Below are 13,615 nucleotides of genomic sequence, written 5' to 3'. Positions count from 1 at the left end.
CATGGAAAACCTGGATGCGCTGGTCTCCCAAGCCCTGGAAGCTGTGGAGCGCGCTGAAGACATCAATGCCCTGGAACAGATCCGGGTTAATTATCTCGGCAAGAAGGGCGAACTGACCCAGGTGATGAAGACCCTGGGCAACCTGCCAGCCGAAGAGCGGCCGAAAGTCGGCGCGCTGATCAACGACGCCAAAGAGCGCGTTACCGTGGTGCTCAATGCCCGCAAGGCGGCCTTCGAAGAAGCCGAGCTCAGCGCTCGCCTGGCGGCCGAATGCATTGACGTCACCCTGCCAGGCCGCGGCCAGGCCACCGGTGGCCTGCACCCGATCACCCGTACACTCGAGCGCATCGAGCAGTTCTTCACCCACATCGGCTACGGCATCGCCGAAGGCCCCGAGGTGGAAGACGACTACCACAACTTCGAAGCGCTCAACATCCCCGGCCACCACCCGGCGCGGGCGATGCACGACACCTTCTACTTCAACGCCAACATGCTGCTGCGCACCCACACCTCGCCGGTGCAGGTGCGCACCATGGAGTCCACCCAGCCGCCGATCCGCATTGTCTGCCCGGGCCGCGTGTACCGTTGCGACTCGGATATCACCCACTCGCCGATGTTCCACCAGGTCGAAGGCCTGCTGATCGATCGCGACATCAACTTCGCCGACCTCAAGGGCACCATCGAGGAATTCCTGCGGGTGTTCTTCGAGAAAGAACTGGCGGTGCGTTTCCGCCCATCGTTCTTCCCGTTCACCGAGCCGTCCGCCGAAGTCGACATCCAGTGCGTGATGTGTTCCGGCAAAGGCTGCCGCGTGTGCAAACAAACCGGCTGGCTGGAAGTAATGGGTTGCGGCATGGTGCACCCGAACGTACTGCGCATGTCCGGCATCGACCCGGAAGAGTTCCAGGGCTTCGCCTTCGGCATGGGCGCCGAGCGCCTGGCCATGCTGCGCTATGGCGTCAACGATTTGCGTCTGTTCTTCGACAACGACCTGCGCTTCCTCGCGCAATTCCGCTAGGTCAATGCCCGACGCAACTTTCAGGAGAACAGCATGAAATTCAGTGAACAGTGGCTGCGCGGTTGGGTAAACCCGCAAGTCTCCCGTGACGAACTGGTCGCCCGCCTGTCCATGGCCGGCCTCGAAGTCGACAGCGTCACCCCCGCTGCCGGCCAGTTCAGCGGCATCGTCGTGGGCGAGATTCTCGCCACCGAACAACACCCGGACGCCGACAAGCTGCGCGTGTGCCAGGTCAGCAACGGCCAGGAAACCTTCCAGGTGGTATGCGGCGCCCCTAACGCCCGCCCAGGCATCAAGATCCCGTTCGCCATGATCGGCGCCGAACTGCCCGGCGACTTCAAGATCAAGAAGGCCAAGCTGCGCGGCGTCGAGTCGTTCGGCATGCTGTGCTCGGCTGCCGAGCTGCAGATCAGCGAAGAGAACGACGGCCTGCTGGAACTGGCCGCCGACGCTCCGGTGGGTGAAGACATTCGCCAATACCTGAGCCTGGACGACGCCAGCATCGAGATCGGCCTGACCCCGAACCGCGGCGACTGCCTGTCCATCGCCGGCCTGGCCCGCGACGTCAGCGCCCTGTACGACACCCCGGTTACCCGCCCGGTAGTGCCAGCCGTAGCGGCTGCCCACGACGAAGTGCGCCCGGTCGAAGTCAGCGCCCCGGCGGCCTGCCCACGCTACCTGGGCCGCGTCATCCGCAACGTCGACCTGAGCAAGCCGACCCCGCTGTGGATGGTCGAGCGCCTGCGCCGTAGCGACGTGCGCAGCATCGACGCTGCCGTCGACATCACCAACTACGTGATGCTCGAACTCGGCCAGCCGATGCACGCCTTCGACCTGGCGGAAATCAACGGCGGCATCCGCGTACGCATGGCCGAAGAAGGCGAGAAACTCGTCCTGCTCGACGGCCAGGAAGTGGCCCTGCGCGCCGACACCCTGGTCATCGCCGACCACACCCGCGCCCTGGCCATCGCCGGCGTCATGGGTGGCGAGCACAGCGGTGTGAACACCGAAAAAACCCGCGACCTGTTCCTGGAAAGCGCCTTCTTCGAGCCGATTTCCGTCGCCGGTAAAGCCCGTTCCTACGGCCTGCACACCGATGCCTCGCACCGCTACGAGCGCGGCGTCGACTCGCAGCTGGCCCGCGAAGCCATGGAGCGCGCCACCCAGCTGCTGCTCGACATCGTCGGCGGCGAAGCCGGCCCGGTGGTCGAAGCCGTCAGCGAACAGCACCTGCCGCACGTCGCCCCGGTGACCCTGCGCGCCGAACGCATCACCCAGATGCTCGGCATGGAAATGGACCCCGCCCAGGTCGAGCAACTGCTCAATGCCCTGGAACTGACCACGACTCCTAACGGGGAAGGGCAGTGGACCGTCAACGTCCCAAGCCACCGCTTCGACATCAGCCTGGAAGTAGACCTGATCGAAGAGCTGGCCCGCCTGTACGGCTACAACAACCTGCCGGTGCGCTACCCGCAAGCCCGCCTGGCGCCGCAAGGCAAGCCAGAAACCCGCGGTGACCTGCCGACCCTGCGCCGCCTGCTGGTTGCCCGCGGCTACCAGGAAGCCATCACCTACAGCTTCATCGACCCGAAACTGTTCGAACTGTTCAGCCCGGGCGTAGAGCCGCTGCTGCTGGCCAACCCGATCTCCAGCGACATGGCCGCCATGCGCGCCTCGCTGTGGCCGGGCCTGGTCAAGGCCCTGCAGCACAACCTGAACCGCCAGCAAGACCGCGTGCGCCTGTTCGAAAGCGGCCTGCGCTTCGTCGGCCAGCTCGGCGACCTGCAGCAGCAACCGATGATCGCCGGCGTGGTCACCGGCAGCCGCCTGCCGGAAGGCTGGGCCAACGGCCGCGACGGCGTCGACTTCTTCGACGTGAAGGCCGACGTGGAAGCCCTGCTAGGCTACTCCGGCGCGCTGGGCGACTTCACCTTCAGCGCCGGCAAGCACCCCGCCCTGCACCCGGGCCAAACCGCCGCCATCGAGCGTGACGGCAAGCTGGTCGGCTACCTCGGCGCCATCCACCCAGAGCTGGCCAAGGCCCTGGACCTGGACCGCCCGGTGTTCCTCTTCGAGCTGGTGCTGGGTGACGTGGTCGAAGGCCGCCTGCCGAAGTTCAGCGAGCTGTCCAAGTTCCCGGAAACCCGTCGTGACCTGGCTTTGATCGCAGGACGTGATGTCGCTTCTAGCGCGGTGCTTGAAGTAATTCGTGACAATGCAGGCGAATGGCTCACAGACCTCAGGCTGTTTGATGTCTACCAGGGTAAAGGCATTGATCCTGATAGAAAAAGCCTGGCCGTCGGCTTGACCTGGCAGCATCCATCGCGCACTCTTAACGACGATGAGGTGAACGCCGCACTGCAAAACATCCTCACCTCGCTCGAACAAAGGTTGAACACCACGTTAAGGAAATAACGGCATGGGTGCTCTGACGAAAGCTGAGATGGCCGAAAGGCTGTACGAGGAGCTAGGGCTTAACAAGCGTGAGGCCAAGGAGCTGGTCGAGCTGTTTTTCGAAGAAATTCGGCACGCACTTGAAGAGAACGAGCAGGTCAAGCTGTCCGGTTTCGGCAACTTCGACCTTCGCGACAAACGCCAGCGGCCGGGCCGCAACCCCAAGACTGGGGAAGAAATCCCGATCACTGCACGGCGCGTCGTCACCTTTCGTCCAGGGCAGAAGTTGAAGGCCCGGGTTGAGGCCTATGCTGGAACCAAGCCATAACGACGAACTGCCCCCTATACCGGGCAAAAGGTACTTCACCATCGGTGAGGTGAGTGAGCTTTGTGCGGTAAAACCGCACGTGCTGCGGTATTGGGAGCAGGAGTTCGACCAGCTCAATCCCGTGAAGCGGCGGGGGAACCGGCGGTATTATCAGCGCCAGGACGTGCTGATGATTCGCCAGATTCGTGCGCTGCTTTATGATCAGGGCTTCACCATTGGTGGGGCGCGGTTGAGGCTTTCCAGTGAGGAGGCCAAGGATGAGTCTAGCCAGTACAAGCAGCTGATTCGGCAGATGATTGTTGAATTGGAGGATGTGTTGGTGGTGTTGAAGAAGTGACCTGGTTGGTGATGAGTGAAAATTTTTTGAGAAAAAGCTTTCATTTATCAGGAGGTTAGGGTACATTCTTCAACGTTCTCGGTAGCATTGAGAACATGCTTCAAAGCCCAGTCGGGGCGTAGCGCAGCCCGGTAGCGCACTTGCATGGGGTGCAAGGGGTCGAGTGTTCGAATCACTCCGTCCCGACCATTATTTAAACAATTAAGCCACCTTTGGGTGGCTTTTTTGTTTGCACAGTCCGTCCTGAATAAGCTTTACATCTCCCATCACTAATTCTCGAAGATCCATTTAGACGCAATCAAAGTTGGCGCTGTGCGAACCTTCGCTGCTTTTGGCATTGGTTGATCAAATCTTTATTCTGCTTGCTTCAAATGGTGTTGCAAAAAAAGCCCGATGTCGTTCATCGGGCGTTCTGAAGTCTTCCGGCATACATCATTGGATTAAGCTATTTTAGTGCCAGACGGACGTATGGTGCCGGCGGAGGAGCAAAATGATTGAAACGGGGAGTAGCCACGATTCCAGGTCAATCTGCGTGCAGCGAGGCGAGAGGTTGCCACAGACTTTCCCCATTTGAAGCATCTCGTCGAGTCGTCACAACTGGGCAAGAATTGCGTCCCGGTAGACATTTTCATTCGGCAGGTTGCTAGGAGAGGTAAATGCATTCGCGACTTGGTCAACGGTGGTGGTGAACACCCCCTCTGCCTTCAGCTCTCGAATCTGCCCCTCAGGCACTTCCTCGCCAATGTCGTACCACATTAATGAAAGTGACCCAGGCTGGAGTTGATACTCATACAAAGTGCCGCCGAGCCTCTCGCGAATTTTGTCGTTGACTGGTTTAGGACAGACAAAGAATAAGCCGCTGCGACAAAGCCGCTCCCTTCTGAGGACATGGCCTTTATAAATTAGCTGAGGAAGGATGCGCTTATTGACATTTTCCCAGTTGAATCCCGCAGTGCTAGCCTTCGTTGGTTCCTCGTTGTTCAGATACGCACGCCGCTCTTCTTGGTAGTTACCAGTGGTGTCAATAGACTGGACTTCGATGGCCACGAAGTCTTTCAAATCGCCCTTGTCGTCGAGTCGCGCCAAAACCCAATCGACAAAGTAACCGCCGGACTTACCGCGATTTGGAAGCCTGAGCTCCTTTCCCCATCTTTTGCCAAAAACAGCAACTTTTATCTTGCCAGGCGACACTGTAGCTGCTCGGGCCTCATTGCCGCGGAAAAGCTCCACATCGCCCTCAAATGCTACCTTCGCAACATCCAATAAAATGCGATAGTCATCAGCATAAAGGCGGTACGGGCAGCAAATCACAGGGCCTGTAGTCATAGGCTTGAGGGTGCAAACGCCACTAATATCACCGTTGCTCAGCGTTTTTACGCACTTCGAGGCTACAAATGGGCACTCTGAGTTGGCCCGCGCTTGGCGGGCCTTCTGTGATTGATCAGTAGGTGCATATCCGAAAAGCTCAATGATTCGGCTAGCCAAACGCAAGTTCCTTTTGATGTTGTCTAGGAACAACCCTAGTTTTGTTGGATGCCCAGTGGGCTAAAAGCTTCTCTGCTATCGCTTTTGCCATCAATACCGGAACCGCATTCCCGACTTGTTCATATTGGCTGACACGCGAACCTAAAAACTTATACGTATCAGGGAACGACTGGAAGCGTGCAGCTTCACGCACTGTGAGGGTGCGGTTTTGGTACGGAAGGAAAACTGTTCCCCAGTGTGGATCACATTTCGTCAAAACTGTGCCTGGTAGTCGATCAGGATGCAATCTCCCATAACGCTTAGTGTGGTCTGATCGTCGAGCGCGTTGCATCCCTTTCGGTAGTAATTCGAACGGAATATCTCTCCAGGATCCTCCTGGTTGTACGTGCATCATCCGCTCTGCATTTTGCTTCGACAATTTAGCCGCGAAATGATTATAGGTTTCACCACTTGGGTTGCGAATACTTTTTGCAAAACTGCTTTCAGCGGGGCTGAGATATTCAATTGTCTCCGCGCCTTCGCCCATTTCAAGTGGAGGTAGGTCTGAAATTGCTTCACTTACCGTCACGGCGGGTTTGAGGCTCTCACGATCTAGCTCACCGAGCTGGAACGTCATGGTGTTGCCACCTCGGAAGTTAGCTCGGCCTACAGCGTAATGCGAGGGGGCAGGATGCTCAATAGGGCCCGTCAGAGACCCCAGAAGGATCAATCGCCAGCGCTCTTGGGGTACGCCATAGTGTGCAGCAAAAAGAATCTTGGCGGTGACGTGGTAGCCGAGGTTCGTGAAGATTTCGATAATGTGCCGGTAAACCTTACCATCACCAATCGACAAAAGGCCTGGCACGTTTTCAAACACAAAGGCTTGAGGCATGAATTCCTCAAGAAATCGCTCATAGTGCCTGAAAAGCTTGTTACGAGGGTCCTCAAGGAAGCGTTCGGGCGCGTTAATTGAAAAGCCTTGGCAAGGAGGCCCGCCGACTAGCACATCGAGTTCACCCCTATCCAGGCCGAGTTGGGCGCGGATTGCGGCGGGATCAACTTCCTCGATGGGGCGACAATCCGCAATGGCTTCAGGGTGGTTGAGGCGGAAGGTCTCTATCGCTTCGGGCATGATGTCATTACCATACAAGCTGGTGTAACCAGCCTGGCGAAAGCCCTCGGTGATACCTCCTGCGCCACAAAAAAGATCGATAGTTCGGCGCGGAGCCATGCCCGTTCCTCCGTGGGTAAGTGGACCAGACATCGTTTTAGGGTTGCCAAGGCGGGGCAATGCTCCCTCCGGAACATTTTTACCGCTAACGTCAATCGTCATATCATGCTCAATAGCCATTTCTCTACTTCTGTCAGTAGGGGTGGTTAGATAGGGGTAGCGGTTGCCGCCGCTGCCCCTATCGTTTTCCGACTCTCTCGAGAGGGATCAGTCAGTTCAGTCTTGGCTCGCTTGGCTCAGGGAACAACGCCCCTTGACCGCGTTCGTGTCTTTCGACGTAGCACTGCATAAATTCGCGAAGCACCTCGGATGCTTTCCGTTCCTCTGCTGTACATGCTGACTGAAATGCCTCGCGCAGATCTTTTTCAATGCGTATGCGCAAGCCAACGTCTTTGCTGCTCATAACTATGGGAATCCTGGATACACATATGTGTATCCATATCATGGCCGACTAGCGCAGCGTAGGCAAGCGAACAGCGATCGAAGGCTTTAGGAGCTGTCTGGCGGCGGTGACGGGCCAAGGTGTCCTTAGGTCTCCGCTCCGAAAGCATCCACTCAGCTCAGCTTGCATAATCAGATCGACATTCACTGAGGCGAGGTCAGGCACTCGATGCTACTGGCCCGCTGCGTCAGCAGCCTCGCTAGCACAGAAAGCATTTGAATAGTGCTTATACATGCGCGTTGACTGGACAAGATCATGCCAGCATTCGCATTTTTTCTCTGCGTAGCGAATCGGCACACAACTAGCCGCGAGCGTCTGAGCCTGAAATTCCGAGAGCTGAAAGCCGATAGCGGTAGCTGAATCTGGTTTTTGGCTGGTTGTTGCCGATGGGCACAGCCCATCGTCGACACAGAGCGTTAAGGCGCATACACATGCGTTCGAGCTATAGGCACGGCAGCTTGCAGATGTAAAAGTGCGATTTACCTTCACCACGAAACCGCCCGTTAGGTTTGACCAGCTTTCAGCCTGTTCTCATTGTATCCGACGATGGTTTGCTCAGCACCGCCTGCAGGTACAAGCCCGCCTGATCCTGCTGGCCCCGTGGCCGCAGCCCACCATGGTAGTCTCGGCCATTTCTTGTCGAATGTGTGATTTCTCCCGCTTGACCTTCGTCAAGAATACTACCCCTAAGCCGTCGTCTGGGGATTGATACAGGGCCCTCCATGCAAACGCTGTTGAACGAGATTCTCGAAGAAGTACGTCCCTTGATCGGCAAGGGCAAAGTGGCTGACTACATCCCTGCGCTGGCCGACGTGCCGGCGAACCAGTTGGGCATCGCCGTCTACGGCAACGATGGCAGTTATCACTGCGCAGGCGACGCCCTGGTGCCGTTTTCGGTGCAGAGTATTTCCAAGGTGTTCAGCCTGGTCCAGGCGATTGGCCACTCGGGCGAGGCCATCTGGGAGCGGCTTGGCCATGAGCCCTCCGGCCAGCCGTTCAACTCGCTGGTACAGCTGGAGTTCGAACGCGGGCGCCCGCGCAATCCGTTCATCAACGCGGGTGCGTTGGTGATTTGCGATATCAACCAGTCACGCTTTGCAGCACCTACCTTGTCGATGCGCGATTTCGTGCGGCGGCTGTCGGGTAACCCGCATATCTCGATCGATGCGCGCGTTGCTGATTCGGAGTACCAGTTCCGCGCGCGTAACGCCGCCATGGCGTACCTGATGCAGTCGTTCGGCAACTTCCATAACGAAGTCGAAACGGTACTGCGTAGCTATTTCAGCTACTGTGCGCTGCAAATGAACTGCCTGGACCTGGCCCGGGCGTTCTGCTTCCTTGCTAACGATGGTTTCTGCAAGCACAGCGGCTCGCAAATTCTCACCCCGCGCCAGACCCAGCAGGTGAACTCGATCATGGCCACCAGCGGGCTGTATGACGAGGCGGGCAATTTCGCCTACCGTGTGGGGTTGCCGGGCAAGAGTGGGGTGGGCGGTGGCATCGTGGCGATCGTGCCAGGTCAATTCACTGTGTGCGTGTGGTCACCAGAGCTGAACGCTGCGGGCAACTCTCTGGCCGGGATGGCAGCGCTTGAGCTGTTGAGTTCGCGGATCGGATGGTCGGTGTTCTGATCAGCAGCAATGCTGGCTAGCCATGTGGCAGGGCGTACGAATTGCCTTCAAGTCTGTGCTGCGCTCCAGATCTTGAAGGCAATTCATTGGGGGACGTTCAGCGCATCATGCCCAGCTCGGCATCATCCATCAGCGCCTTGGCTAACGCGCACAGGTAGTGCGAAGCCCATATCAGCTGTGGCTTGTCTTCCATCAAGCCGTCCAGGGTGAGGTCCCGTGCGTAGCCCATCAATTCCGAGGCCTGTTCGCGGGCGCTCTGGCAAGGGATGCCGGCTTCGATGCGGAAGAGGGGATGGGTCTGGTTTTCACCTTGGTAGAAAGTGGTCTTGCCAACGGTGCATTTGGTTTCTTCAGTGGGCATTGTTCAATCTCCCCGAAAATCTCTAGTGCCTGCGCTGGCCCTATCGCCGGCAATAAGGCAGCCCAGGCGACACAACGTTAAGGCCTTAGTGCAAGGGCCGTGGCTCAAAGGGCATTTGCACCTGGATCAGCACTTGCTCAAGCAGGGCTCGCAGCGTCTCCAACTCATGCATCGAGGCCATCATTAGAATGGATGCCGATGACTTGGGATGCAGGAGCATTGCCTGATGGACGACAGTCGACGCGCACAATGCGTAATCCGTCGCCTGGATCAGAGTGTTTTCAAGGGATGGGAGGTTATGAGGCGGATCTGGAACAATTTTTAGCATTTCACTGTGTTCTCGGTGGGCCCACCGCCAGCCCGCTGTCAAACGGAAAGGTGGCAGCTGTACATGGGTTGACAGACCGGCGAACACAGAAACCGGCGCACGCGAGCGTGCCCCATGCACAACCGCCATGAACGGGTATGCACTGTGTATCGTCGCGGCCTGTCAAAGCCGGTCGTTGATATGCAACGACGGACCGAGACTAGAACGCTGTAAAAATGACCGCAACGAAAAACAGGGAAGGGGAGTATCTTTGGGAAATGGCCTACAAGGAAGGGGTTAATTCTGATTTTTTCGCGAATCAGCTTCTCGCCATGCAGGACTCTGAAACCGACGGCTACACCCGAAATGGAACGCACCAGCAATGACCAGCGAAGCTTTCGCCCCTTTCCAACACCTCGCCGCTCAACTGCTGAAACATCTCCCACCAGACCACCACGATGGTTCCCACGACCTGGCCCACATCCACCGCGTATGGGTAAACGCGCAGCGAATCCAGCGGGCAGAGGGCGGCGACCTTGAAGTCCTGCTGGCCGCGACGGTACTGCACGACTGTGTGCCAGTCGAAAAGAACTCACCTTTGCGCAAGCAGGCGTCGAGCTTAGCGGCCGACAAGGCCAGCGCCATCCTCACCGCGCTTGGCTGGCCGTTGCCGCGTGTCGAGCAGGTGGCCCATGCGATCAAAACGCACAGCTATTCCGCAGGTTTCGAGCCAGCGAGCCTCGAAGCCCGAATTCTGCAGGACAGTGATCGCCTGGACGCCATCGGTGCGGTGGGTATTGCCCGCTGTTTCTACGTTTCCGGGCGGATGGGCTCGGCGCTGTACGATTTCGAGAATCCCGCTGCTCATGGGCGGGCGTATCAGGATTCGGCCTACGCCATCGAGCACTTTCATACCAAGCTGCTCAAGCTGGCATCGGGCTTCAAGACGGCCGAAGGGGCGCGCCTGGCTGCCGAACGCCATGCGCGGCTGGAAGCCTATCTAGCGGATTTCATGGAGGAGGTCGGGGCTAACGGCGTTGGCTGACCCAAGTGGAACCTGGCTAAACGTCTACGCCCCCGTTCAAGCGCCGCCTCAGCTGGCCGGGTCCTGGCCCAGCACCTTGGCCAGGGCCACGCGGGCATCCTCCAGTTGCACCAGTGAAGCATGCCGCGCGCCCAGCGCGTCGCCGTTCTGGATGGCGGTGAGGATTGCCTTGTGCCGGGGCAGGGCGAGTTCGTCGAAATTCGCCCGCTGGTTGGAATAGCGCACCGACTCGCGCAGCGCCATCGACAGCATGTTGCACAGGTAGGCCAGCAGGTCGTTGTGGGTGGCGTCGGCGATGCGGGCGTGGAAGTCCAGGTCGGGTTGCAGGCGCTCTTCATGGTTGCGTGCGGCTTCCATGCGCTGGTAGGCCTCGGCGATCGACGCGACGTCCTCGGCGCTGGCGTTGGTGGCGGCCAGCGCGGCGGCGGCGGGCTCGATGACCCAGCGCACGCTGGACAGCATGTTGAAGAACTCCTGCTGCGGCGTGGCCTGCATCAGCCAGTGCAGCACATCCGGGTCGAGCATGTGCCAGTCGTGCCGGGGCCGCACCAGGGTGCCGGTACGCGGGCGGGCTTCGATCAGGCCCTTGGCGGTGAGGGCGCGCATGGCCTCGCGGAATACCGGCCGGCTGATCGCGTAGGTTTCGCACAGGCTGGCCTCGGAGGGCAGCTTCTGCCCAGGTGCGAGTTGGCCGGATACGATCTGTACGCCAAGGTCCTGGACCAGGGTGGCGTGCATGCTCTTGCGCGTGGTGGGCTGGCGGTAGTTCATGTGCGGCGGAGGCGATCCTTCGGGCGGGGGCAGCATCATAGCATTAGCGCGTCAACGCGGTGCATGGCACCGGCTGCGCCGGTGTTCGCGGCCGCGGCCGCTCCCACAGGTGTGGCGTCAACGCGAAGCCAGCGCAGTACCTGTGGGAGCGGGCATGCCCGCGAAGCAGGCGGCGCGGAGGATGGCACCGGCTGCGCCGGTGTTCGCGGCCACGGCCGCTCCCACAGGTGTAGCGTCGACGCGAAGCCAGCGCAGTACCTGTGGGAGCGGGCATGCCCGCGAAGCAGGCGGCGCGGAGGATGGCACCGGCTTTGCCGGTGTTCGCGGCCACGGCCGCTCCCACAGCTGTAGCGTGAACGTGAAGCCAGCGCAGTACCTGTGGGAGCGGGTTTACCCGCGAAGAATCCGGCGCGATGGGCTGCGCAGCAGCTCCAATGACGCTAACCGACAGGCTTCAGGCATCAGTGCGAGTGCTTGGGCACCGCCGCGCCGCGGCAACCGACCAAAAAGTCGAAATCGCAACCTTCGTCGGCCTGCATCACGTGGTCCAGGTACAGCCTGGCGTAGCCACCGCTGATCAGCTGCGGCGGGGCTTGCAGGTCGGCCAGGCGGCCGGCCAGTTCCTGGTCGGAAATGTCCAGGTGCAGGCGGCCTGCCTTGCAATCCAGTTCGATCCAGTCGCCTTCACGCACGGCCGCCAGTGGCCCACCCGCCGCAGCCTCCGGCGCCACGTGCAGCACCACGGTGCCATACGCTGTGCCGCTCATGCGCGCGTCGGAAATGCGCACCATGTCGGTCACGCCCTGGGCCAGCAGCTTGGCCGGCAGGCCCATGTTGCCGACCTCGGCCATGCCCGGGTAGCCCTTCGGCCCGCAGTGCTTCATCACCAGCACCGAATTGGCGTCCACCTCCAGCGCGGGGTCGTTGATGCGCGCCTTGTAGTCCTCGAAGTTCTCGAACACCACTGCCCGGCCGCGGTGCTGCATCAGCGCCGGGGTGGCCGCCGACGGCTTGAGCACGGCCCCCTTGGGCGCCAGGTTGCCGCGCAGGATGCAGATGCCGCCGTCGGCCACCAGTGGCTTGTCGATCGGGCGGATGACTTCTTCGTCATACAGCGGCGCAGCCTGGCAGTTGTCCCACAGGCTCTTGCCGTTGGCGGTCAGCGCGCCCGGGTTGGGCAGCAGGCCATGTTCGCCCAGGCGGCGGATGACCGCGGGCAGGCCACCGGCGTAGTAGAACTCTTCCATCAAAAAGCGCCCCGAAGGTTGCAGGTCGACCAGGGTCGGCGTGCCGCGGCCGATGCGGGTCCAGTCTTCCAGTTGCAGGTCCACGCCGATGCGCCCGGCGATGGCCTTGAGGTGGATCACTGCGTTGGTCGAGCCACCAATGGCGGCGTTGACGCGGATGGCGTTTTCAAACGCTTCGCGGGTGAGCAGCTTCGACAGGCGCAGGTCTTCGCGCACCATGTCGACAATGCGCATCCCCGACAGGTGGGCGAGCACGTAGCGGCGTGCATCCACCGCCGGGATAGCGGCGTTGTGCGGCAGCGAGGTGCCCAGCGCCTCGGCCATGCAGGCCATGGTCGAGGCGGTGCCCATGGTGTTGCAGGTACCCGCCGAGCGCGACATGCCGGCCTCGGCCGAGAGGAATTCGTTGAGGTCGATCTGCCCGGCCTTGTAGGCCTCGTGCATCTGCCAGACGATGGTGCCGGCGCCAATGTCCTTGCCTTTGTGCTTGCCGTTGAGCATCGGCCCGCCGGTGACCACGATCGCCGGCACGTCGCAGCTCGCCGCCCCCATCAGCAGCGCCGGGGTGGTCTTGTCACAGCCGGTCAGCAGCACCACGGCATCCACCGGGTTGCCGCGGATCGCCTCTTCCACATCCATGCTGGCCAGGTTGCGGGTGAGCATGGCGGTGGGGCGCAGGTTGGATTCGCCACTGGAAAACACCGGGAACTCCACCGGGAAGCCGCCCGCTTCCAGCACGCCTTTCTTGACGTGCTCGGCAATCTTGCGGAAGTGCGCGTTGCACGGGGTCAGCTCCGACCAGGTGTTGCAGATGCCGATGATCGGCTTGCCCTGGAACTCGTGGTCCGGGATGCCCTGGTTCTTCATCCAGCTGCGGTACATGAAACCGTTCTTGTCAGCGGTACCGAACCATTGGGCGGAGCGCAGCGGGCGTTTGTGATCAGACATGGGGACACCTAATTAGTATTACTATTTGTCGTTGTGCGACTGACTGTATCGACAAAAATGCGCTATGTGAAGGCTTGTTGTTTTAAATAGT

At 60.0% G+C, this 13,615-nt stretch carries 12 protein-coding genes and 1 tRNA gene; 7 read left to right on the top strand and 6 right to left on the bottom strand.

The genetic code is table 11. The annotated features are described in order from the left end of the window. The first annotated feature begins 1 nt into the window (after position 1). The 5 genes from pheS to ACLEJP_RS10060 all read left to right on the top strand — a co-directional run bounded on the left by pheS (position 2) and on the right by ACLEJP_RS10060 (position 4,266). Entirely contained in the window at positions 2 to 1,018 is a 1,017-nt protein-coding gene (pheS, locus tag ACLEJP_RS10080; protein WP_110743936.1) for a phenylalanine--tRNA ligase subunit alpha, read from the top strand. 33 nt (positions 1,019 to 1,051) lie between these two features. Further along, positions 1,052 to 3,433, top strand: coding sequence for a phenylalanine--tRNA ligase subunit beta (pheT, locus tag ACLEJP_RS10075; protein WP_440806055.1), 2,382 nt, complete (start codon positions 1,052 to 1,054; stop codon positions 3,431 to 3,433). 4 nt (positions 3,434 to 3,437) lie between these two features. Next, positions 3,438 to 3,740, top strand: a complete 303-nt coding sequence (gene ihfA / locus ACLEJP_RS10070) for an integration host factor subunit alpha (RefSeq protein WP_003250679.1) — start codon at positions 3,438 to 3,440, stop codon at positions 3,738 to 3,740. Next, a complete protein-coding gene (locus tag ACLEJP_RS10065; protein WP_170030400.1) occupies positions 3,721 to 4,077 on the top strand; it encodes a MerR family transcriptional regulator in 357 nt (118 codons plus the stop codon). The genes ihfA and ACLEJP_RS10065 overlap by 20 nt, the downstream gene beginning before the upstream one ends. A 112-nt stretch (positions 4,078 to 4,189) precedes the next feature. Continuing rightward, positions 4,190 to 4,266: transfer RNA gene (locus ACLEJP_RS10060), tRNA-Pro, on the top strand. Between the two features lie 402 nt (positions 4,267 to 4,668). Here the strand turns inward: ACLEJP_RS10060 and ACLEJP_RS10055 are convergent. Together ACLEJP_RS10055 and ACLEJP_RS10050 are read right to left on the bottom strand one after the other, a co-directional pair. After that, a complete protein-coding gene (locus tag ACLEJP_RS10055) occupies positions 4,669 to 5,562 on the bottom strand; it encodes a NotI family restriction endonuclease (protein ID WP_440806054.1) in 894 nt (297 codons plus the stop codon). Next, positions 5,555 to 6,892, bottom strand: coding sequence for a DNA cytosine methyltransferase (locus tag ACLEJP_RS10050; protein ID WP_440806052.1), 1,338 nt, complete (start codon positions 6,890 to 6,892; stop codon positions 5,555 to 5,557). The genes ACLEJP_RS10055 and ACLEJP_RS10050 overlap by 8 nt, the downstream gene beginning before the upstream one ends. A 1,044-nt stretch (positions 6,893 to 7,936) precedes the next feature. Here ACLEJP_RS10050 and glsB point away from each other — a divergent pair. Further along, positions 7,937 to 8,845 (top strand): glutaminase B, encoded by a 909-nt coding sequence (gene glsB, locus ACLEJP_RS10045; RefSeq protein WP_186677418.1) that lies wholly within the window; start codon positions 7,937 to 7,939, stop codon positions 8,843 to 8,845. Positions 8,846 to 8,942: 97 nt separating this feature from the next. Here the strand turns inward: glsB and ACLEJP_RS10040 are convergent, their stop codons facing one another. Next, positions 8,943 to 9,206 carry a DUF3077 domain-containing protein gene (locus ACLEJP_RS10040; RefSeq protein ID WP_440806050.1) on the bottom strand — a complete coding sequence of 88 codons (264 nt, stop codon included), beginning with the start codon at positions 9,204 to 9,206 and terminating at the stop codon, positions 8,943 to 8,945. An 85-nt stretch (positions 9,207 to 9,291) separates the two neighbouring features. Further along, positions 9,292 to 9,534 (bottom strand): hypothetical protein, encoded by a 243-nt coding sequence (locus ACLEJP_RS10035; protein ID WP_440806048.1) that lies wholly within the window; start codon positions 9,532 to 9,534, stop codon positions 9,292 to 9,294. 361 nt (positions 9,535 to 9,895) lie between these two features. Between ACLEJP_RS10035 and ACLEJP_RS10030 the strand changes: the two genes are divergently transcribed. Continuing rightward, on the top strand, positions 9,896 to 10,558 hold the full coding sequence (locus tag ACLEJP_RS10030; protein ID WP_440806046.1) for an HD domain-containing protein: 663 nt from the start codon (positions 9,896 to 9,898) through the stop codon (positions 10,556 to 10,558). 48 nt (positions 10,559 to 10,606) lie between these two features. Here ACLEJP_RS10030 and ACLEJP_RS10025 read toward each other — a convergent pair whose 3' ends face one another. Further along, positions 10,607 to 11,329 carry a FadR/GntR family transcriptional regulator gene (locus ACLEJP_RS10025; protein ID WP_170030392.1) on the bottom strand — a complete coding sequence of 241 codons (723 nt, stop codon included), beginning with the start codon at positions 11,327 to 11,329 and terminating at the stop codon, positions 10,607 to 10,609. A 461-nt stretch (positions 11,330 to 11,790) separates the two neighbouring features. Next, entirely contained in the window at positions 11,791 to 13,524 is a 1,734-nt protein-coding gene (locus ACLEJP_RS10020; RefSeq protein WP_440806043.1) for an IlvD/Edd family dehydratase, read from the bottom strand. Positions 13,525 to 13,615 lie beyond the last annotated feature (91 nt).

It is taken from the genome of Pseudomonas sp. SMV7 (assembly GCF_052041995.1).
Classification (GTDB): domain Bacteria; phylum Pseudomonadota; class Gammaproteobacteria; order Pseudomonadales; family Pseudomonadaceae; genus Aquipseudomonas.
This window is presented reverse-complemented; position numbering and strand designations above follow the sequence as displayed.